The sequence below is a fragment of the Chryseobacterium sp. FR048 genome, assembly GCF_056844665.1.
On the sequence record NZ_JBXDSE010000008.1, the window covers coordinates 156,111 to 176,667 of the forward strand.

At 37.4% G+C, this 20,557-nt stretch carries 18 protein-coding genes and 1 pseudogene; 5 read left to right on the top strand and 14 right to left on the bottom strand.

Going from position 1 to position 20,557, the window contains the following annotated elements; all coding sequences use genetic code 11:
• Positions 1 to 124: 124 nt before the first annotated feature.
• From lepA to AC106K_RS21230, 6 genes are all read right to left on the bottom strand, one after another.
• Complete coding sequence (gene lepA / locus AC106K_RS21205) at positions 125 to 1,921, bottom strand: translation elongation factor 4 (protein ID WP_482447434.1); 1,797 nt, start codon at positions 1,919 to 1,921, stop codon at positions 125 to 127.
• Between the two features lie 60 nt (positions 1,922 to 1,981).
• Positions 1,982 to 3,007 carry a hypothetical protein gene (locus tag AC106K_RS21210; protein WP_482447435.1) on the bottom strand — a complete coding sequence of 342 codons (1,026 nt, stop codon included), beginning with the start codon at positions 3,005 to 3,007 and terminating at the stop codon, positions 1,982 to 1,984.
• Positions 3,008 to 3,036: 29 nt separating this feature from the next.
• The gene (locus AC106K_RS21215) at positions 3,037 to 4,074 is read right to left on the bottom strand and encodes a hypothetical protein (protein WP_482447436.1); all 1,038 of its coding nucleotides are present in this window, start codon (positions 4,072 to 4,074) and stop codon (positions 3,037 to 3,039) included.
• Positions 4,075 to 4,169: 95 nt separating this feature from the next.
• Positions 4,170 to 4,682, bottom strand: coding sequence for a hypothetical protein (locus AC106K_RS21220; RefSeq protein WP_482447437.1), 513 nt, complete (start codon positions 4,680 to 4,682; stop codon positions 4,170 to 4,172).
• An 8-nt stretch (positions 4,683 to 4,690) separates the two neighbouring features.
• A complete protein-coding gene (locus tag AC106K_RS21225; RefSeq protein WP_482447438.1) occupies positions 4,691 to 5,227 on the bottom strand; it encodes a hypothetical protein in 537 nt (178 codons plus the stop codon).
• A 17-nt stretch (positions 5,228 to 5,244) separates the two neighbouring features.
• Positions 5,245 to 5,796 carry an RNA polymerase sigma factor gene (locus AC106K_RS21230; protein WP_047095117.1) on the bottom strand — a complete coding sequence of 184 codons (552 nt, stop codon included), beginning with the start codon at positions 5,794 to 5,796 and terminating at the stop codon, positions 5,245 to 5,247.
• A 182-nt stretch (positions 5,797 to 5,978) separates the two neighbouring features.
• Between AC106K_RS21230 and AC106K_RS21235 the strand changes: the two genes are divergently transcribed.
• From AC106K_RS21235 to porW, 4 genes are all read left to right on the top strand, one after another.
• Positions 5,979 to 6,731: a Rossmann-like and DUF2520 domain-containing protein gene (locus AC106K_RS21235; protein ID WP_482447439.1), complete on the top strand. Its 753-nt coding sequence runs from the start codon at positions 5,979 to 5,981 to the stop codon at positions 6,729 to 6,731.
• Entirely contained in the window at positions 6,721 to 7,239 is a 519-nt protein-coding gene (locus tag AC106K_RS21240; protein ID WP_482447440.1) for a KdsC family phosphatase, read from the top strand. Before AC106K_RS21235 ends, AC106K_RS21240 begins: the two co-directional genes overlap by 11 nt.
• A gap of 8 nt (positions 7,240 to 7,247) precedes the next feature.
• Positions 7,248 to 7,811, top strand: a complete 564-nt coding sequence (locus AC106K_RS21245; protein ID WP_482447441.1) for a Maf family protein — start codon at positions 7,248 to 7,250, stop codon at positions 7,809 to 7,811.
• A 149-nt stretch (positions 7,812 to 7,960) separates the two neighbouring features.
• Positions 7,961 to 10,522 (top strand): type IX secretion system periplasmic lipoprotein PorW/SprE, encoded by a 2,562-nt coding sequence (porW, locus tag AC106K_RS21250; RefSeq protein ID WP_482447442.1) that lies wholly within the window; start codon positions 7,961 to 7,963, stop codon positions 10,520 to 10,522.
• Between the two features lie 60 nt (positions 10,523 to 10,582).
• Here porW and tsaB read toward each other — a convergent pair whose 3' ends face one another.
• The 8 genes and pseudogenes from tsaB to rpiB all read right to left on the bottom strand — a co-directional run bounded on the left by tsaB (position 10,583) and on the right by rpiB (position 18,447).
• Complete coding sequence (gene tsaB / locus AC106K_RS21255; protein WP_482447443.1) at positions 10,583 to 11,257, bottom strand: tRNA (adenosine(37)-N6)-threonylcarbamoyltransferase complex dimerization subunit type 1 TsaB; 675 nt, start codon at positions 11,255 to 11,257, stop codon at positions 10,583 to 10,585.
• An 81-nt stretch (positions 11,258 to 11,338) separates the two neighbouring features.
• Positions 11,339 to 12,088, bottom strand: a complete 750-nt coding sequence (locus tag AC106K_RS21260) for an SDR family NAD(P)-dependent oxidoreductase (RefSeq protein WP_482447444.1) — start codon at positions 12,086 to 12,088, stop codon at positions 11,339 to 11,341.
• Positions 12,089 to 12,145: 57 nt separating this feature from the next.
• Entirely contained in the window at positions 12,146 to 12,517 is a 372-nt protein-coding gene (locus AC106K_RS21265; protein ID WP_482447445.1) for a YraN family protein, read from the bottom strand.
• 18 nt (positions 12,518 to 12,535) lie between these two features.
• Complete coding sequence (locus AC106K_RS21270; protein WP_482447446.1) at positions 12,536 to 13,465, bottom strand: S66 peptidase family protein; 930 nt, start codon at positions 13,463 to 13,465, stop codon at positions 12,536 to 12,538.
• The gene (locus tag AC106K_RS21275; RefSeq protein ID WP_047095158.1) at positions 13,462 to 14,148 is read right to left on the bottom strand and encodes a LysE family transporter; all 687 of its coding nucleotides are present in this window, start codon (positions 14,146 to 14,148) and stop codon (positions 13,462 to 13,464) included. Before AC106K_RS21275 ends, AC106K_RS21270 begins: the two co-directional genes overlap by 4 nt.
• Before the next feature lie 313 nt (positions 14,149 to 14,461).
• Positions 14,462 to 16,615 carry a ribonuclease R gene (rnr, locus tag AC106K_RS21280; RefSeq protein WP_482447448.1) on the bottom strand — a complete coding sequence of 718 codons (2,154 nt, stop codon included), beginning with the start codon at positions 16,613 to 16,615 and terminating at the stop codon, positions 14,462 to 14,464.
• A gap of 629 nt (positions 16,616 to 17,244) precedes the next feature.
• Positions 17,245 to 17,499 (bottom strand): annotated as a pseudogene (locus AC106K_RS21285) (thrombospondin type 3 repeat-containing protein); the annotation flags it as partial.
• A gap of 513 nt (positions 17,500 to 18,012) precedes the next feature.
• Positions 18,013 to 18,447, bottom strand: coding sequence for a ribose 5-phosphate isomerase B (gene rpiB / locus AC106K_RS21290; protein ID WP_167027954.1), 435 nt, complete (start codon positions 18,445 to 18,447; stop codon positions 18,013 to 18,015).
• Positions 18,448 to 19,095: 648 nt separating this feature from the next.
• Here rpiB and AC106K_RS21295 point away from each other — a divergent pair.
• Positions 19,096 to 20,286 carry a phosphoglycerate kinase gene (locus tag AC106K_RS21295; protein ID WP_482447449.1) on the top strand — a complete coding sequence of 397 codons (1,191 nt, stop codon included), beginning with the start codon at positions 19,096 to 19,098 and terminating at the stop codon, positions 20,284 to 20,286.
• The last annotated feature ends 271 nt before the right edge of the window (positions 20,287 to 20,557 follow it).

Below are 20,557 nucleotides of genomic sequence, written 5' to 3' on the forward strand. Positions count from 1 at the left end.
AAAAAAGAGGCTGTCTCAAAAGGTAAACTAATGCTCTGAGAATCTCCTAAATGACAAAATTTGTCAGACAGGAGTCCGAGAGAGGGGGTACTTTTGAGACAGCCTCTTTTTGTTTTATAATGAATTAGTCATTAAGCTTTAATACAGCCATGAACGCAGACTGTGGTACTTCTACTCTTCCGATCTGCTTCATTTTCTTCTTACCTTCTTTCTGCTTTTCCAATAGCTTACGCTTTCTGGAAATATCTCCTCCGTAACATTTTGCGGTAACGTCTTTTCTCAATGCCTTGATGGTTTCTCTGGCAATAACTTTCGTTCCTAATGCTGCCTGAACTGCAATATCAAACTGCTGTCTCGGGATCAGCTCACGAAGCTTCTCACACATTCTTTTACCGATGTAATAAGCATTAGAATCGTGAATCAATGAAGACAAGGCATCTACCATATCTCCGTTGATCAGAATATCCATTTTCACAAGCTTGGAAGCTCTGAATCCGATCGGGTGATAATCGAATGATGCATATCCTTTAGAGATCGACTTCAATCTGTCATAGAAATCGAATACAACCTCAGCAAGAGGCATATTGAAGATTAATTCAACTCTTTCTGATGTTAAATAACTTTGGTTTACAATCTCTCCTCTTTTCTCGATACATAAAGTCATTACAGCCCCTACAAAGTCAGATTTCGTAATGATAGAAGCTTTAATGAAAGGCTCTTCTACTCTATCCATTGTAGAAGGATCCATCATTTCGGATGGGTTGTTGATCAGAATCGGAACTTCAGGTTCTTTTTTAGTATATCCAAAATAAGAAACGTTCGGTACTGTTGTAATTACGTTCATATTGAACTCTCTGTCAAGACGTTCCTGAACAATTTCCATGTGAAGCATTCCTAAGAATCCGCAACGGAATCCGAAACCAAGGGCTGCAGAACTTTCTGGTTCAAAAACCAGGGAAGCATCATTCAGTCTCAGTTTTTCAAGAGAGAATCTCAATTCTTCAAAATCTTCAGAATCGATAGGGTAAATCCCCGCAAATACCATTGGTTTTACTTCTTCGAATCCATCAATAGGTCCATCTGCCGGTTTTTCAAAAGAAGTGATGGTATCTCCTACTTTTACTTCACGGGCATCTTTGATCCCGGAAACCAAATATCCTACGTCTCCGCAATGGATGGTCTTTTTCGGAACCTGCTTAAGTTTAAGGGTACCTACTTCGTCTGCACCATATTCTTTTCCGGTAGCAAAGAATTTGATCTTTTCGTTTTTAGTAATACTTCCGTTCACTACTTTGAAATAAGCTTCAATTCCTCTGAACGGGTTGTATACAGAGTCAAAGATCAAAGCCTGTAGCGGACCGTCCGGATTTCCTACCGGTGCAGGAATTCTTTCTACGATCTGTTCCAATAGGTTATGTACTCCTTCTCCGGTCTTTCCTGAAACTCTTAATACATCTTCGTATTCGCAGCCGATAAGATTCATGATCTCGTCAGTTACTTCTTCAGGGTTGGCAGAAGGAAGGTCAATTTTATTCAGAATCGGGATGATCGTCAGATCATTTTCCAGTGCTAAGTACAGGTTACTGATTGTCTGTGCCTGGATACTCTGAGCAGCGTCTACAATAAGAAGAGCTCCTTCACAAGCTGCAATAGAACGGGATACTTCGTAAGAAAAGTCAACGTGTCCCGGTGTATCGATCAGGTTTAAAATATATTTTTCGCCTTTATACTCATAATCCATCTGAATAGCGTGAGATTTAATGGTGATCCCACGTTCTTTCTCCAAATCCATATCATCAAGCGTCTGAGACTGTAATTCTCTTTGGGTAACGGTATTTGTATACTCCAAAAGACGGTCTGCCAGGGTACTTTTACCATGGTCGATATGAGCGATTATGCAAAAATTTCGTATGTTTTTCATTTAAGAATCTTGTAATTTGCAAAGATAAAAAAAAGCGAGAGATTATTGTCTTTCATTATCTTATTGTATCAATTTATTTAATTTTTCATCAGAAAGATCGTATTCTCCGGTAAGCGGATCAATGTATATTTCCTGTTGTGTATCATTACTGAAAACTTCTGTTGCCACTGCATCTATTAATACACCCGCCAGACCAAGCATAGCAAAAGCCGGGTCAATGCCTTTCTGAAAAACATCTTTCGGCCTGGCCAGCAGATAAAATCCTTTTTCATTTCTGTTGAAATTTACGAGTTTATCATTCAGAATCTTGTAGCTTTTACCATTTTCAACATAGGCAAAAATTTTCTGGGCCGGAATTTTTTTTACCTTCCCGTTCTTTTGTATTATTCCTCTTGTAACGGTTCCCATAAATTCATTTTTCTCTAAAACGGAACCTTCTTCCGGAATCTGCTTAAAGAATGAAATATAGTCCAGATAAATTCCGTCTTTAAGGGATTCATTCTGAAAAACAGCGTACGAATTTTTAATATGGGCTTCGTAATCTGAAACTTCATTAGCTGATAAAATATCTTTATGAGGTACTTTATGATAAGTTAAAGCAAGAAGTCCGGAAAAAACATGATGAATATTTTTAACCATCATATCCGAAACGTTTTTATGACTGAATACAAAAGTGGTATCCTTTTTATACAGAAACTGATACTGATCTCCTTCTTTGGAAAAAGTCTGAGCAGAAAAACGCATAACTCCCAATTGTTTTTGATCGGAGGTTTCTTTTACAGATAATTTCAGTTCATTTAAAACCAAAACCAATTCTTTTTTCCCGCCTTTAAGATTGCTTTTACGATACCATTTTCTCAGATCCTCCTCTGGAGATCCTTCAAAAACGATCTCTCTCATTTCTTTTGGATGATCAAATGGCAGGATTCCGATGATTTTATCTTTTCTCTGATCAATGACGATCAGCTCTTTATATTCATTTTCGCTATTGTTAGGAATGCTTCCTTTTAGTTTAATCGTCTCTTTATTCTGGGCAAAAGAAATCAATATGATACAAGTCAGCGCAACTTGTAATAACTTTTTCATAATCATTTTTATGGTTTCTTTTTTTACACTTATTTCTCGAAAATATAAGCTCCGGTAAGAGAATCTAAATAAACATTCGACTCTAAAGTAGATCTGAACCCTACTCCGTTTACCGCTCCGGAATTAGTGTTTGATGAAGAATCAATGGCAGCGCCTATCAAAGCTCCTACCAATCCACCGGCTACTGCTCCTATCAATACTCCTCCGGTCTTTGTCTCCGCAAAGAGATTCGTTCTGGAAGAGTAAATGAAAAATCCCCGGTCATCTTTCCGGACTTCATCAAAACCAACAGGTGTCAGTTTATAAGCTTTCCCATTTTCTACATAACAGTACATTTTAGAAAGAGAAATTTCCTGTCCCTGATAGATCAGCTGGGTTACTTTTCCTTTCTTATTCTTTTTAATATAATAATCAAAGCCTGGTTCCTGATTACGGAAACTTTGAAAATCAGCATAGACGCCGTCTTTAAGACTTGCATTATTAAATGCTTTATATCCTTTATTCAGGTACTCATTGTATCTGTTTATTTCATTTTCAGGAATAAAATAATTCGAAGCAATATAAGGGTAATAAGAAGCTTTTATGAACTGAGTGATCAGATCAGCAATTTTTTCAGCCAGAAAGATTGAAGGATGCACTGTTGTTTTAGGATTACAGACAATTACATTATCATATCTTCCCATCAGATAATACCTGTCATTGCGTTTAATAAAACCTGAAAGTTTAATTTTGGCTTTTGCATAAGGAAATGGGCGGTTGTCATCCTGCTCTTCATAAACCTTAAGGTCTTCAAGCATCAGTACAATATCATTATTCCCAGTCTCTTTGTTATCTTCTGTAAACCGGTTTTCAATAAGTTTTTTGAGATTGTCATCAGCAAATTTCAGTTCAACGGTTTCGCTTTTATCGGGAATTGTTCCTACATTTTTATCAGGTCTGTTATCGATAAAAGTAAGAGATTTTGTAAGTCCTTTTTTATCTCTGAGATTCTCTTTGAGTTCGATTATTTCTGTCTTTTGAGCCGCTATTAGAGACGAAATCAAAAAACAGAAAAATAATTTTTTCATTATTTAATTTTTCGCAAAAGTATGAATTTAGCTTAAAATCAAACGGCTCCCACAAAAGATTTGTGAGAGCCGTCCAACATTAAAAAAATAAACTATTATGGGTTTTGTCTAGGTCCCTGAGCCGTATTATTGTTTCCGTGAGGTTTTCTTTCATTCATTTTATCCCGCATCATCCCTTCAGATTGAAACAGCTTCAGAACTTTCTGGCAGGGAATTACCTGCTGCATTTTATCTGCGTATCTTTTTCTGTTATCCAATAGTTTCTGTCCTACATCGAAGCTTTGCTGCAATTTAGCTTTAGCTTCGTCATCGGATAAGGTTTCAGGGTCAAAGCTTGGGTCAAACTGACTTTTAATCTGCTTCTGGCTGTCCAGGTATTCGTTATAAAGCTGGGTAAATTCAGCTTTATCACCCGGGTCAACATTCAGGTTATCCATAATCATATTGTTCCTGAATTTCTTTAGCAGCTCTTTTCTTTCTTCGGGAGAAAGATTATTGATGACTTCCTTTCTTTGTTTAGGATCCATCTTTTTCCAGTCATAGTCTGTCCTTTGGGCATTTAGGCCAAAACCATAGATAATCAAAAACGTGAATAATATCTTTTTCATCTTCTTATTTAATTGTATAAATCCAAATAAACATCCTGAGTTGAATTACTTGCCAATTCTGCAATTTCAGAATTAGAGAAAGAATCCAAATATTCATTCATCCGGGTTTCTTCTTTTTTAGCAGCAGTTCTCACCGGTTTTGGTGACTCTGTTGCTTTTTCATTTACATTTTCGCTTTTCAAAGCGTAGGTAGTATTATTTTTCTGATTTTCAATTGTTTGATTATTATTTTCAACAGAAGTTAAATCAGATTTTAAAGTTTCATAGGCTATTTCACTTTCAGTTTTCGGTTCTCCTTTAGCATAGGCTAATCTGGAGTTTAATGTATTCTCAACAGAATCATTATCAGAATTGAAAACATAAGTTGCTCCAAAGATCAGAGCCAGTGATGCCGCTGCTGCATACATCCAGTTCAGCTTAAAGACAGGTGCTTTTTTACTTGCCTTTATATCATTCATAACGCTCTCCTGAATATTTTCAAACAAATGATCAGGAACTGTGTAAATGTTCTTACGCTCTAATTTTTCTATGTCGAACTCTTTCATCTTTGTTGTATCAAAAATTATCTTTCGTAATTTTCTTTAATATAATCTTCTATTTTTTGTTTGGCATAATGATAATTGGTTTTTAAGGTTCCTACAGACATATCGACAATCTTTGATATTTCTTCGTAGGGCAAATCATCATAATACCGCATCATAAATACCAGTTTCTGCTTTTCGGGCAGGCTTTGTATGGCATTCTGTAATAGGATCTGTATTTCTTCAGCATCTCCTTCTACATTATCGGCTACCAGATTCTGCATATGATATTCCGGATCTTCATCGGTTTTCTGCATCTTCTTCATTTTGTTGACCTGCTGTAATGCTTCGTTGGTAGCAATTCTATACAGCCAGGTATACAGCTGGCTATCATTTTTAAACTGATGAAAATTCTGGTAAGCTTTAATAAAAGTTTCCTGCAGAGTATCCTGAGCAAGGTCTCCGTCTACAATAATTCTTCTTATGTGCCAGTACAATCTGCTTTGATAGGCATCCATCAAGGCACGGACACCTTTATCCTGGGTCCGTGGATTCTGCATCAACGAAATAATCTCCGCGTCCTTAATCTTCATAAGATGCCTTTCACTGTTTTGGATTACAAAAATAGCTGAAAGTTAAATTAATTATTCAATTTTCAGTTTAAATATTAAAAATAATATGAGACACTTACGCAATAAACGTGCCTCTATTGAACTTCCCGGCTTCTCTCCTGCCCTTCCTTTCCCGGCTCAGCTTAAAATCTTATATTTGTTAGATGCAAATTGTAATTATCGGTTCCGGAAATGTAGCCTATCATATGGCAAAAGCTTTCACTCTGAAAGGGATTTCCATTGCCAGAATGGTTGGCAGGAACGAAAAAGAATTGAGTAAAATTTCTGAAGAACTGAATATACCCTACTCTACCGGACCATTGGAAGACGCGGATCTTTATATCATCTGTGTAAGTGACAATGCTGTGGAGGAAATTTCCAGGATGATCACCAAAAAAGATTGTCTGGTTGCCCATACCTCAGGTTCATTGCCTAAAGAAATCCTGGCCGGCGAATACAGAAAATCCAGCTTCTACCCTTTACAAACCTTTTCCAGATCCAAAGAACTGGAATATGAAAAAATTCCGTTTTTTATCGAAGCGGAAAATGAGGCGGATAAAGAAACACTTTTTGAGCTAGCTTCTACCATTTCCAGCAATGTCATGGAAAGTAATCATGAGAAAAGAAAATACATTCACCTGACTGCGGTTTTCGCCTGTAACTTTGTGAATCATCTTTTTTCAAAAGCTAAAGAAATTTCAGATTCCCAGGAGATCCCGTTCGGATATTTTTTACCATTGATTGATGAAACGGTTCAGAAAATTCATGAAATTGATCCTAAACTGGCACAAACCGGACCTGCCGTAAGAAATGACCTAAGGATTTTACAATTGCACGAACAGCTATTAAAAGACCAAGAAAGTCTTGAAATTTATAAAACAATAAATCATTCTATTCAGAAAATGTATGAGCTATAAAGAGAAATTAAAAGATATTAAGGCATTTGTATTTGATGTGGACGGAGTTTTCACAGACGGGAGCGTTTATTTGCTTCCCGGAGGAAATATGTGCAGGGTCATGAATGTACTGGATGGCTATGCAGTCGTTAAAGCATTAAAAAACAATTATTTAATAGGAGTAATCACCGGAGGAAATGATGAAATGGTAAAACACAGGATCAACTACCTTGGTATTCAGGACTACTATCCGAAATCCCACAACAAAATTGAGGATTTTGAAGATTTTAAAAAGAAACATAACCTAAAAGACGAAGAGATCCTGACCATGGGTGATGATCTTCCGGACATTCATATCCTTGAACGTTCAGCTATTGCTGCCTGTCCTGAGAATGCTGTACCCGAAGTGAAAGGAGTTTCTGATTATATTTCTCCGAAAACAGGAGGAAGCGGTGCGGTACGTGACGTCATCGAACAGGTAATGAAAGTACAGGGAAACTGGCACGATGATAATACCCAATCTGTATAACTGATATTATGAAATTACTTTTAGCATCACAATCACCGAGAAGAAAAGAACTGCTTTCCAGCCTTGGCTTTGAGTTTGACGTTGTGAAAATAGATTGTGAGGAAATTCTTCCTGCCCATATCAAAATAGAAGAGGCAGCAGCGTATCTGGCTGAGCTGAAAGCATCTGCATTCCGAAATCTGACCGGTGATGAAGTATTACTGACTTCGGATACGGTGGTAGCTATCGATCATCAGTTCCTGGGAAAACCTAAGGATGAAGAGGATGCCTACCATATGCTTCAAAGCCTTTCCGGGAGAACTCATCAGGTATATACGGGAATTACGATTAAAACAACCGATAAAACTGTTACAGAAACCGATGTGGCCGATGTGACCTTTGATACCATCAGTGATGAAGAAATAAAATACTACGTTCAGCATTACAAACCTTTTGACAAAGCAGGCAGCTATGGTATCCAGGAATGGCTTGGAATGGCTAAAATCATCAGTATGAAGGGGAGCTATTATACCATTATGGGGCTTCCTACCCATCTTGTTTACAAAATTTTGAAAGAAATCTCCATGATTTAAAAAAATGATGGGAATTTCTCACGACTATAAAGAAGAAATAAAATATTTCCTGGAGAAATATAAATATTATTCATTATAAAATTTTATTATTTTTACAAAATCAGCAAACTGCTGATAATAAAAAGCAGATTAGCAAGTTATATTGAATAATGAAAAAGAATATTTTATTCCTTTTAGTGATATTTCTTGTTGCTTCCTGTGCTACTAAGACCAAAAAGCCGGAGCAACGATCAAAACTACTGAAAGGATTTTCCACATATTACAACACCCTTTTTAATGCCAAAGACGCATTAAACAGTGAATTTACGACCAGAGATAAAGGACATAAAGATAATTTTTATGCTCCTTATATTCCTATTCTTACTTATGAAGAACAGCCTTTGGGAAGTGACCTGGGACAGACTGAAGCTTTCGCTGAAAATTCTATGAAAATGGCGGAAGTTGTTAACAGACCTTCGGGAAGAGGCAACGCCGGAATTCCTAATATGCAGGGAGGGCCGGGAAGCAATCCTAATAGCCCTGAAGGAGCAGCCAAAGGAGCTACCACATTGGAAATTGCGGAAGCAAAAGCTTTAAAAGCCATCAATAAATATTCTGTGACCAGAAATGGGGAGGAAAAGAACAAACAGATCTTTGATGCCTATATGATCCTGGCCCAGGCAAGAATCTATCGTGGAAAATCTTTGGAAGCTCTTGATGCTCTCAATTATGTTTTCACCCATATGAAGGATGATAAAAGAATTGCTCTGGCAAGAATTTATCAGGGGCTGGCTTATGATAAAATCAAAGATTACCACAGAGCGCATGAAACTTTTGCCAAACTGAAAGGAGAAAAAATTGATAAGACCTATGCTAAGCTGCTAAGCATTTATTACGCTGAATCTCTGTTGGATGCAGGTAAAAAAGAAGATGCCGCCAAAGAGCTTGATATAGCTTATGAGCTGAACGGCAACAGAAAACTAAAAAGCAGAATTGCCTATCTGAGAGGCCAGGTGCTGGAAAATCTGGGCCAGAATGATAAGGCAAGAGAAAGCTATACAGCTGCTTATAAATACGCCAATGACTTCGAATTTGAAGTAAAATCCCAGATCGCTATTGCCAAAACCTTCAATGGAAAGGGAGATTACAACGGGGCCAAAAGCTATCTGGAAGGCATCAGTAAGAAAGGAACTTACGGCTCCAGAAAGAATGAATTTTATTATGCACTGGGCTTAATGGCCAATAAGGCAGGTAAAAAAGAGGAAGCACAGCAGTTTTTCAAAAAATCCCTGTTCGAAAAGGTTTCTGACCCTCAGATCCGTGGTCTGGCATACTATGAAATAGGAAAGAGCTATCTTGAGAAGAACGATTATATAGGAGCTGGAAGCTATTATGATTCTGCGCTTGCCGTGATGACTTATGAGCCTTCAAAAGTCTTGTTGAAAGACCAGTCTGCCTATATCAAAAAGATCTCTAAAAATTATTACCTGATCAAAAAGAATGACAGTATTCTTTCATTGGCTAAGATGGATAATGCTCAGAAAACAGAGTTTTTTTCCAAATATATTGCCAAACTGAAGATCAAAGAAGAGAAGGAAGAACAGGAAAGAAGGCGTGCGGAAAGAAATAAAGGATTTGATACCGGAGATTATAGTGCCAACTCTGTTTTCGCCAACAATTCGAATTCTTTTGAAGATTTTGGAGTAACCACTAAAGGCTTTTATTTCAGTAATACCGGAACTGTAAGCAAAGGAACATCCTCCTTTAAACAGATATGGGGAGACAGAGCTCTTGCTGACAACTGGCGTTTTTCCAAGAAAATGTCGACTCTTGAAGATATGAAAAACGAAGCTTTAGGAGTGACTTCTGCCCCTAATCCGAGACGTTTCGAACCTTCTTATTATATTGAGCAGATCCCTACAGATCAGGGCCAGCTGGGCCAGCTGAAGAAAGACAGGGACACCGCTTCTCTGGGACTGGGAATCATGTATCAGAATTACTTTACAAACACTCCCCTGGCTACTAAAACCCTATATGATCTTGTAGAAGTAAAGCCGGAAGAAAAAGTAATGCTGCAGGCATTATATGAAATTTTCGCCATGAATTATGAGAAAAATCCACAGGCTTCGGAAAGAGCAAAACAAATTCTTCTGACAGATTACCCCTATACTTCTTATGCAGAATTTGCCAGAAATCCAAAGAACAAAACTTTTGTAAAGTCAACGGAAGAAGTTGAAAATGAATATAAAAGAGCTTATGCTTTATACGAATCTGAAAAGTTTGGAGAAAGTAAAGAAATAATAGATCAGACAATTCAGAAATTTCCGAAAGATGCGCTGGTCCCTAAGCTTTATCTGTTGAATGCCTTCAATTCAGGAAAAGCGAGTGGGAAAGAGGTAATGATTCTGCAGCTTGAGCAGATTGCCCTCAATTATTCTAAAACTCCGGAAGGAATAAGGGCCAAAGAAATGCTGAATTACCTGAAAAGTGACCTCAGCTTCCAGGCAACAGACAATAAAGGAAATGCTATATCTCAGCAGCCGTCAGCACCTGTACAACCCAATAATCCTCAAAATGATAATTCTAACATAGGCATCGGTCCCAATAAAATGAAGAATATCGGAGCACCGGAAAAGCAGGTTAGTCCAGCTCCAAACGTACAACAATCTGTACCACAACAGCAAAAAGTGAAAAAGCCTGCTGATAAAAAAGCAGAGAGCAATACTCAATAAACTAAAAAAAGCGAAGATTTGATCTTCGCTTTTTTATTTGGTAGTCCCATGTACGGAATCTTACGGTTTATTTTTTTTCACCCCATGAAAGTCTTTGAGATAGAAAGGCTCAAAATAAGCCATATCCTCGAATTCTTTCTTTTCTATTTTCTTCAGGGTCTTTTTGATCAGATATTGAGCAGAAGGATAAATATCTTCTCTGAACACAGCATCGGGCAGATTCAGAATATCTTTGGCCTTCGTGGCACCGTCTCCTACAAATATTACTTTCTTGTCTCTGAATTCTTCAAAAGACGTCTCATCTAAAATCTTGGCTTCGGTCTCTGACAGTTCCTCCCCCGTATTACCATCATAAACGGCCGTATAAACCTCCATTCTCCTCGCATCGATCAAAGGGACTACCAGATCATAGTTATCGCCTAAAAAAGGCTCTATCATGCTTTCAAGAGAATTTACTGCAATAAACGGTACTTTCAATCCGTAGCAGAATCCTTTTGCAGAGGCTGCCCCTATTCTCAATCCGGTATAGGAACCGGGTCCTTTCCCTAAGGAAACTGCTTCAATGTCCTTAAGTGAAATTCCTGCTCCTTCCAGCGCCCACTCTACATAGGTATGAAGGCTTTCAGACTGCTTATAATTTTCAGAAACTTCTTCACACAGGCATAGTAACTTTTCATTATCGGATACAGCTACTGAGCAGTTTTTAGAAGAGGTTTCAAGATATAAAATTTTCATTTTTTTGTTTTAAGCTAATGCGAAATTGCAACCCGCAAAAACGCTTTAAATATGATGCAAATTTAAACCTTTATTTTGAGACTATTTTCTATAGATCGTTCTCGGTTCTGACTGGGCACTTGGGTAAATGGTCATATCAGAAATGGTAACATGCTTCGGTGCATTGATGCAATAAGCAATCGCATCTGCAATATCTTCTGCCTTCAAGGGTTCATAGCCTGCGTATACATTGGCCGCCTTTTCGCTGTCACCTTTGAATCTTACCATAGAAAAATCTGTTTCTACTGCACCCGGCTGGATATTGGTCACCCTGATTCCAAATTCGGTAAGCTCAAGTCTCATTCCTTCGGAGATTACATCTACAGCCTTTTTGGTGGCACAATACACCACTCCGTTGGCGTAAGTCTGTCTTGCTGCAACAGAACTGATGTTGATTACATGACCTAAATTTTTAGTTTTCATTGTCGGGATAATCATTTTAGAAACATAAAGAAGTCCCTTTACATTCCCATCGATCATAGAATCCCAATCATCCGTCTTACCGGCAGAAAGAGGGTCCAGTCCGTGAGCATTCCCGGCATTATTGACAAGAACATCAATATCGTTCCAGTTTTCAGGAAGGGAATTGATGGCAGCTTCCACCTCATCGAGGTTTCTCACATCAAACGTTAAACTAAATACTTCGGTATATTGTGATAATTCAGATTTTACAGCTTCAAGCACCTCGGCTCTCCTTCCACAGATAATGATTCTGTTTCCCTGTTTTGCCAGAAGTTCAGCTGTTGATTTTCCGATTCCGGAAGTTGCTCCGGTGATGAATATTGTCTTCATAAAATTATATTTAATTTAGCCATGTAGCGGTCTGTTGTTCGTCATTATATTGATTGGTCAGTTGGCATCCCATGCCTGGAAAGCATCCGGTATATGGTCAATAATCAGTTTTCTTTTTTCATCAGGAAGAACGGTAATAATATCAAACCTCACTTCATTATTTCTATCGAATTCTTCCAGGTAATGGTTGACTGCAGAAACAATCAGCTTTATCTTAGTCCTGGTAACGGCTTCCTGCGGCAGCATAAAGGCATCTGTAGATCTTGCCTTCACTTCAACAACAATAATCTGATTATCTTTTTCAGCAATAATATCGATCTCCGCTTTCTGAAAACGGAAATTTCTGACCAGAATCTTATAGCCGTTTTTCTGAAGATAATCAGCAGCCAGATCTTCTGCTATTTTTCCAAAATCATTGTGATCAGCCATAGCTCGAGTAATAGCATATTAAAACTCAATCTTTACTTTAGATTCGGCTTTTACCTTCACTTTTCCTCCAATGATAAGAGGTCTGTTGTCTTTGATATGTCCGTTCGGGAAACCGAATACTACCGGAAATTTATATTTTGAAATTCTTTCGGAAATCAGTTTGTAGGCAAATTCATCAAAGCTGGCTTCATAATCTTTATTGTCTTTTTCATCGCCCATATTGGTCATTCCGCCAACGATAAGTCCTTTGATCTTCCTGAAGACCCCAGCCAGTTCAAGGCTCATGATCATACGGTCCAGTGCGTAGAAGTTTTCGCCAATATCTTCGATGAATAAGATTTTATCTTTAAAGTCAAAAGAATATTGGGTTCCCAGAAGGGCGTAAATAAGGGCTAAATTCCCTCCTACTAATTCTCCTTCAATATTCCCTTCTCTGTTTAATTGATGAGATTTTAAGCTGTATTTAGGCATTTTCCCTTTCAGAGCATCAAAGATCAGGTCATAACTTTCTTCTGTAACGCCAAAACTGGATGTTTTGATGGTCTGCCCATGAATGGAAACGAAGCCTTTCTTCAACAGGTAGCTTTGTATAACCGTATTATCGGAATAACCGATATACCATTTAGGATTTTCTGTAAATCCTTTCAGTTTCAGGTGCTGAATCAGATGCTGACATCCGTAACCTCCTCTTGAGGCCCAGATTGCTCCGATCTCTTTATCATTTAATGCCCAGTTTATATCTTTTATTCTTTCCTTTTCTGTTCCGGCATAATTATATCCGTTTGAGAACTTCGTGTAAAGATGCTCACCCAATACAGGTTCGAATCCTTTACTTTTGATTAATTCTATTCCCTTTTCCAGTTGAGAAGCCTCTACAGCTCCGGCGGGGGAAATAACAGCAATTTTGGCCCCTTTTTTAAGGGCTTTCGGAAAGATTATTTTTTTCATTTTGTTTTTTGATATTTAACTTCTTTTTTCTCGGCTTCTTCCAGCTGTCTTTCAAACTGATTAAACTTCTTAAAGCTCTGCAGGAAGATGAAGAAACTGAAAATAATAAGAATTACACCAACCACTCTTCTGATCTGATTGGCCAGTTTCTGGGTAAGTTTATCATGGAATTGTTTGGCAAGGAATATTTTGGCAAGATCGATGCAAAGATAAGTCCCGATTACAATCCCTATGTATAAAATAAAACTGCTGGTGTCCGGATATTGATTCCTTACAGAAATTACCGTTACCAGCCAGAAAAGGATGACTCCTACATTCAAAAGATTAAAGAAAAACCCGTTAAAAAAGGTTTTAATATAATTTTGGCTTATGATCTTCTCTTCACCGGGCATATGCATTTTGGTCTTGGTAACCAGCATGACGATTCCGTAAATAAAGATCAGGATGGAAGTGATCCTGTAAAAGCCGGGATGTTTATCAATCAGAGTAACAATATCTGCACTGGCATAATAGGCTGCTACAATACACAGCAAATCTGCAGTGATCACTCCAAGATCCAGTGATAAGGCATGTCTGGGGCCTCTGGAAAAACTGGTTTCTATCAACAGGAAAAATATAGGTCCAATAAAAACCAGACTCAACATGAATCCTAAAATGATGGCAGATAGTACAAGTTCAAGCATTAAGTGGTATTTTAAAATGGAAAAAAATTCCATTCCGTTTAATACAAAGTTATACTTTATGATTTAATTATTCAATAAAGATGTGATATATCAAGTTTTATTTTATTTCCTATTGGATATGAATTTTTAGAAAGGAAGCAGGAAGAGGGAAGTACTGACAGACTGAATGGACAGATTAAACCTGTATTTATGATTTATGAAAGGAGATAAAAACAAAAGAGATCATTCCATTTCGAAATAATCTCTTTTTATTGTTACTATTTTTTTACTGCGATCAGAATACTGAAAACAATATATTTATCTATTTCTGTCATTAATCAACAATCTTGAAATCTAACTGTTTCTGGATCAGATTGGCTTGCACCACTTTGATCTGAACCTGATCTCCCAGCTGATATTTGTTTCCGTGTCTTATACCGTACACAGCATGGGTCTTAGCATCATACATATAAGAATCATCTACAAGATCTCTAAGTTTGATCAGACCTTCAGCTCCGTTTTCAGGAATTTCTACCCAGAATCCGAATTCTGCAACCCCGGAAATCACACCTGTGAAAGTTTCACCAAGGTGTTTTTCCATGAATTTCACCTGCATGTACTTGATGGAATCTCTTTCTGCATCAGCCGCCAGTCTTTCCATAGCGCTGCAATGTTTCGATTTTTCTTCCAGCTCCTGTCTGCTTGGAGATTTACCTCCATCCAGATAATGCTGAAGAAGACGGTGGGCAATCAAATCCGGATAACGACGGATAGGAGAGGTGAAGTGGGTATAATAAGCAAAACCCAGTCCGTAGTGGCCAATAGGTTCTGTAGAATACACCGCCTTACTCATACTTCTCATCGCAAGGGTTTCGATCATATTTTCTTCGCCTTTTCCTTTCACATCGTGAAGAAGCTTGTTCAAAGATTCCGCCACTTTTTTCGTATTGGCAAGATTCATTTTATATCCGAAGGTAGCCACAAAGTCTCTCAATGATTCCAGTTTTGCCGGATCCGGATCATCGTGAACCCTATAGATAAATGTATTATTGGTGATTTCACCTTTCCTTGTCAGGGATACAAATTCAGATACTTTTTTATTGGCCAAAAGCATGAATTCTTCGATCAGGTGATTGGAATCTTTACTGATCTTGAAATAAACGCCGATCGGCTCATTATTTTCATCCAGATTGAATCTTACTTCACTTCTGTCAAAAGTGATCGCTCCTTTTCTGATACGTTCGTTACGCATGATCTTCGCCAATTTGTCAAGAGCATTGATCTCTTCAGCCAAATCTCCTTTACCGGTTTCGATACGTTCCTGAGCTTCTTCATAGGTAAATCTTCTGTCCGAGTGAATTACTGTTCTTCCGAACCACTGTTTCTGAATTTCTGCCTGATCATTCAGTTCAAAAACTGCTGAGAAGGTATATTTATCTTCGTGTGGACGAAGGGAACAAACATCATTACTCAATACTTCGGGTAACATCGGAACCACTCGGTCTACCAAATAAACCGAAGTTGCTCTCTGATAGGCTTCATCATCCAGCATCGTTCCCGGAACCACATAGTGGGATACATCGGCAATATGAACTCCAATCTCCCAGTTTCCGTTTTCTAACTTTCTTATTGATAAAGCATCATCAAAGTCTTTGGCATCTTTAGGGTCAATGGTAAATGTACAGATATTACGCATATCCCAACGTTTTGCCACTTCCTCATCTGTAATGCTTCTGTCGATTTTATCTGCATCCAGTTCCACTTCCTGTGGAAATTCATAAGGAAGACCATATTCTGCAAGAATAGAGTGGATCTCCGTCTCATGTTCTCCCGGTGCCCCCAATACCTGTGTAATTTCTCCTTCAGGATTTTTATCTCCAGGTCTCCATTCGGTCATCTTTACAATAACCTTGTCACCATCCTCCGCATTATTGAATTTTCCTTTCGGAATAAAGATGTCTGTATTGATTGATTTTTTATCACAAACTACAAACCCGAAATCCTTGTGGGCAACCTTCTGAAAAGTTCCTACAAATTCCGTTCTTGTTCTTTCCAAAACCTCCAAAACGGAGCCTTCCAATTTCTTTCCTTTATAATGATAAGTTATAATAAGAACCTTGTCTCCCTGAAGTGCATCCTTCACATTTTTGGAGTGAATGAAGACATCATCTTCCATTCCTTCCACATTTACGTAAGCATTTCCGCTCTGGTTGAAATCGATAATTCCAGTAAGTGTTCCTGCAATTTTCAGGTTCACGATATACTTTCCTCTTTCCACTTCTTTGATCTTTTCAGATCCCTGAAGTTTGTGCAGGGCTTGAATTACAAGCTCTCTTTGTCTCGGGTTTTTGTAATCGATTCCATCAGCGATCTGCTTATAATTATAAATCTTTGATGAATTTGCATTCATGAAACGTAAGATCAGTCTTCCGATCTCCATCAGTTTCAAATCATTTTTATGACTTATATATTTTCTTTTTTTTGGCATTTTTAATGTTCTTTTTTTATTAATTCTTCATATTCTAAACGAGGGATCTCCTTAGCTCCGGATCCCTTAAATTTAAAATAATACGTTTCTTCATTTAGACGGGCTGCAGCAGTTTTGTTTTTTATATGAAAAGACAAATCTATATAATTATTATCAGGATTTTTGACATTCGCCATATTTATATTCCTGTCAAAATTTCCTTTTGCATTATAAATCATTACATATTCAGTTTCCATCTGAGGAATATCCTTAAAACTGATGATCTCTCTCAGCTCTGAATAAAGATCTTCATTATAACCATCATATCTCCTTGCTACAGGCACTATAGTCCTGTCAGGAAAAAGATTGACAAACTTCTTGAAATTTCTATGATCCCAAAATGTTTTAAAGATCAGCTCATTGATCAGCCTATTATCAGAATAATCGGTATCATCTGATCCGCATCCCGGTACCGAAACATCCAATACTGTAATATAGATGATCTTATTCTTTTTTAAAGGCTTAGTAAGTATCTTCTTAAAAATAAGATCTGCTACTGCATGATAATTATTATTTTGAATCTGCTTCAAAAAGTCTTCTTTTATTTTTTGTAGCTCTTCCTGGCTAAACCTGTGAGGATTTCTACGGGCCGGGCAGCCATCATTTTCTACCACACCCGGTACAGTAGGACATCGATCATCTTTGTCCAAAATTCCGTCACCATCGGTATCCGGCCAAGGGCACCCCATATTTTCTATGGGTCCGGCTATTGTAGGACAGGCATCATCTTTATCAACCACACCATCACCATCAGTATCCGGCCACGGGCAGCCGCTATTTTCCCCAGGGCCTGATTCTTTAGGACACTGATCCAGATATAATGGAATTGTATCACCGTCTTCGTCAGAAAGACAAACCTTTTTACTGAATTCCTTTCTGCACTTTTTGAAAAGATCCTTATCTGTTATTTCCTGGGCATAGGCAACGTTTATGCCTAACAGTAATAATAAAGAAGCTTTTATTTTCATGGTTATTTAGTGTTCGTTAATATTAGTCTATCAATTTTCTCTCCAAATCCGTTTACTCAATGATCAAGTCAGAATAATTCATCTATCACAGAATCGGTCTGACCCGACCCGGATCTTTTGTAAGCAATTTAATGATGACAATAATTTTGATTTTTGTTCAATCTTAATTTTTAGTTTTTCTTTTCAATCCAATACAAAACTATAATTTTAGTTTTAAAAGCACAATACAAGATATGAGGAAAATTTCGGGAGAAACCTTTGATCTATTTTTAAAAATAAATAAAGGACCGGTATGGAAATAATAGAGTGGTAAATTCTATCTCTGGTGATGCAAATGTACGAATAAAAAATAAATAAGGTCTGCAATTCAAATTACAGACCTTAGTATATTTAGCAAACTGCGATTTTATCAACCCGGTTTTGGTGTCTTCCTCCTTCGAATTCTGTTGAAAGAAATTTATCTACAATTTCTATCGCCAGTTCCTTTGATATAAACCTTGCCGGCATGGAAATCATATTGGCATCATTATGTTGTCTTGCCAATGTTGCGATCTCCGGCATCCAGCAAAGTGCACATCTGATCTTCTGATGTTTGTTGGCCGTGATCTGAACCCCGTTTCCGCTTCCACAGATCAAAATTCCCAGCTCATTTTCTCCGTTTTCCACAGAGGTTGCAGCAGGGTGTACAAAATCCGGATAATCCACACTGTTTGTGGAAAACGTGCCAAAATCTTGAACCTCAAACTGTTCTGAAAGGTAGTTTTTAACAATCTCCTTATATTCATAGCCTGCATGGTCCGCTGCGATAGCAATTTTTCTTTTCATAATACTCTTATTAAGCTTTTATAGATTTTATTTCCTTACAAAGGTAAGAATAATAACAATTCGTGTTAGTAAACCGGGGGTTAATTGTTAAAAGGTATGTTAATAAGTGTGGAAAACTTTTATCAACTTTCTATTTTTAAAGATCAATTTATTTCGTATTAGAAAATCTTTCTGAAAGTTTTCACCACAACTTTCCAGATGTTTTCTTCAGCTATCCCCAGATTTCTCCATAGTAAAATAACTAATATTGATTTTTGCCCAAAGTTATCAACAATTGTGAATAAGTGTGTGAAATAGCAGGTTTACAGATATTTATATTGTGAGTTAAATATGAATTCCCTACCAGTTGAGTATGGTCAACTTTAAGCTAAAAACTTATCCCCGTTACTAACAATACATAACAACAACAGCTTTCTTTTTTTTTATAAAGAGAAAAGATTTGTTGATTAATGGGTGATTGGGTTCGGGGAAAGTTTTTGAAAACTTTTATTTTAATCAAAGTGTTGAAAAAGTTTAAAACCTTACATTTGTGAAACGAAAAATCAAAGAAGTTTATGGAATTGTCCCTGCCGAAATTTGCTGCAATGCCATCTGAGGCTGATGGGGGATTCTCTGAGATCTCAGAAAAAAATAAATCTAAATATAAAAATGAAAACAATTAACGACTTCAATTTTAAAGATAAGAAAGCTCTTGTAAGAGTTGACTTCAATGTTCCACAGGATGACCAGTTGAATGTGACTGACAATACCAGAATTGTTGCGGTGAAACCAACGGTTGAAAAAATCCTTAGCGATGGCGGTTCTGTTATTTTGATGACACACCTTGGAAGACCAAAAGGAGAAGTTAAGGATGAGTTTTCTCTTAAGCATATTCTAGGTGAAGTTTCCAGCGTTCTTGGACAGGAAGTAAAATTTGTTGACGAGTGTATTGGTGCAAAAGCTGAGCAGGCTGCTGCGGATCTTAAACCGGGTGAAATTTTATTGTTAGAGAATGTACGTTTCCACAATGAAGAAGAAAAAGGGGATGAAGGTTTTGCTGAGCAACTTTCGAAATTAGGAGATGCTTATGTAAACGATGCCTTCGGAACTGCTCACAGAGCTCATGCTTCAACGGCTGTAATTGCAAAATATTTTCCATCAACTAAATATTTCGGTTTACTAATGGCTAAAGAGCTTCAGGCAATCGATAAAGTATTGAAAAGCGGCGAAAGACCAGTTACAGCAATCCTTGGTGGATCTAAGGTTTCAACTAAAATCACTATTATAGAAAATATTCTTCCTGCAGTAGACAATCTGATCATTGGTGGAGGAATGGCGTTTACATTTATTAAAGCACTTGGTGGAAAAATCGGAAACTCTTTAGTAGAAGAAGATAAACTTCCTCTTGCTCTTGAGATCTTAGGAAAAGCTAAAGAACATAAAGTAAAAGTATACTTACCGTCTGATGCAATCATTGCAGAAAGTTTCAGTAATGATGTTGAAAGAAAAGAAGCAGATATTTATGCTATTCCTGAAGGATGGATGGGACTGGATGCAGGTCATAAATCAAGAGATCAGTTCAATGATGTATTACTGAATTCAAGAACAATTCTTTGGAATGGCCCGATCGGAGTTTTTGAAATGTCTCACTTTGCCGGAGGAACTGTTGCTCTTGGAGAAAGTATTGCTGAAGCAACAAGGTTAGGTGCTTTCTCTTTAGTAGGAGGTGGAGACAGTGTGGCATTCGTTAAGCAATTCGGATATGCAGATCAGGTAAGTTATGTTTCTACCGGAGGTGGTGCAATGCTTGAAAGTCTGGAAGGACTTGAGCTTCCAGGAGTAGCTGCAATCAACAATTAATAGAGAATAAAATTCAATATTTCGAAGCCTGCTAATAATATTAGCAGGCTTTTTTATATCCAAATTCTCATTGTGAAATCCTGAATTGATAGTGGTTTCTTTTATTATTAGATATAACCTAAGGTTATGATGTTTAATAGTCAATTCATTTCGTGGAACTTATGTTTTTCTAAGCTTCAGACCTGTTAGATTTTCAATTATTTCTCAATATTTATTCGTGAACTTCAGCTTTATTTTATGTTTTTTTTTGGAATAAAGGGTATTGAAATCT

What these genes read in the sequence shown, in the direction of transcription:
- AC106K_RS21260 (WP_482447444.1), bottom strand. Translation starts at nt 12,088, where the DNA reads ATGAAGACAATATTCATCACCGGAGCAACTTCCGGAATCGGAAAATCA.
- AC106K_RS21245 (WP_482447441.1), top strand. Translation starts at nt 7,248, where the DNA reads ATGAAATTACTTTTAGCATCACAATCACCGAGAAGAAAAGAACTGCTT.
- AC106K_RS21220 (WP_482447437.1), bottom strand. Translation starts at nt 4,682, where the DNA reads ATGAAAAAGATATTATTCACGTTTTTGATTATCTATGGTTTTGGCCTA.
- AC106K_RS21265 (WP_482447445.1), bottom strand. Translation starts at nt 12,517, where the DNA reads ATGGCTGATCACAATGATTTTGGAAAAATAGCAGAAGATCTGGCTGCT.
- AC106K_RS21240 (WP_482447440.1), top strand. Translation starts at nt 6,721, where the DNA reads ATGAGCTATAAAGAGAAATTAAAAGATATTAAGGCATTTGTATTTGAT.
- AC106K_RS21215 (WP_482447436.1), bottom strand. Translation starts at nt 4,074, where the DNA reads ATGAAAAAATTATTTTTCTGTTTTTTGATTTCGTCTCTAATAGCGGCT.
- AC106K_RS21275 (WP_047095158.1), bottom strand. Translation starts at nt 14,148, where the DNA reads ATGCTTGAACTTGTACTATCTGCCATCATTTTAGGATTCATGTTGAGT.
- AC106K_RS21225 (WP_482447438.1), bottom strand. Translation starts at nt 5,227, where the DNA reads ATGAAAGAGTTCGACATAGAAAAATTAGAGCGTAAGAACATTTACACA.
- lepA (WP_482447434.1), bottom strand. Translation starts at nt 1,921, where the DNA reads ATGAAAAACATACGAAATTTTTGCATAATCGCTCATATCGACCATGGT.
- AC106K_RS21295 (WP_482447449.1), top strand. Translation starts at nt 19,096, where the DNA reads ATGAAAACAATTAACGACTTCAATTTTAAAGATAAGAAAGCTCTTGTA.
- rnr (WP_482447448.1), bottom strand. Translation starts at nt 16,615, where the DNA reads ATGCCAAAAAAAAGAAAATATATAAGTCATAAAAATGATTTGAAACTG.
- AC106K_RS21210 (WP_482447435.1), bottom strand. Translation starts at nt 3,007, where the DNA reads ATGAAAAAGTTATTACAAGTTGCGCTGACTTGTATCATATTGATTTCT.
- AC106K_RS21235 (WP_482447439.1), top strand. Translation starts at nt 5,979, where the DNA reads ATGCAAATTGTAATTATCGGTTCCGGAAATGTAGCCTATCATATGGCA.
- AC106K_RS21230 (WP_047095117.1), bottom strand. Translation starts at nt 5,796, where the DNA reads ATGAAGATTAAGGACGCGGAGATTATTTCGTTGATGCAGAATCCACGG.
- porW (WP_482447442.1), top strand. Translation starts at nt 7,961, where the DNA reads ATGAAAAAGAATATTTTATTCCTTTTAGTGATATTTCTTGTTGCTTCC.
- AC106K_RS21270 (WP_482447446.1), bottom strand. Translation starts at nt 13,465, where the DNA reads ATGAAAAAAATAATCTTTCCGAAAGCCCTTAAAAAAGGGGCCAAAATT.
- tsaB (WP_482447443.1), bottom strand. Translation starts at nt 11,257, where the DNA reads ATGAAAATTTTATATCTTGAAACCTCTTCTAAAAACTGCTCAGTAGCT.
- rpiB (WP_167027954.1), bottom strand. Translation starts at nt 18,447, where the DNA reads ATGAAAAGAAAAATTGCTATCGCAGCGGACCATGCAGGCTATGAATAT.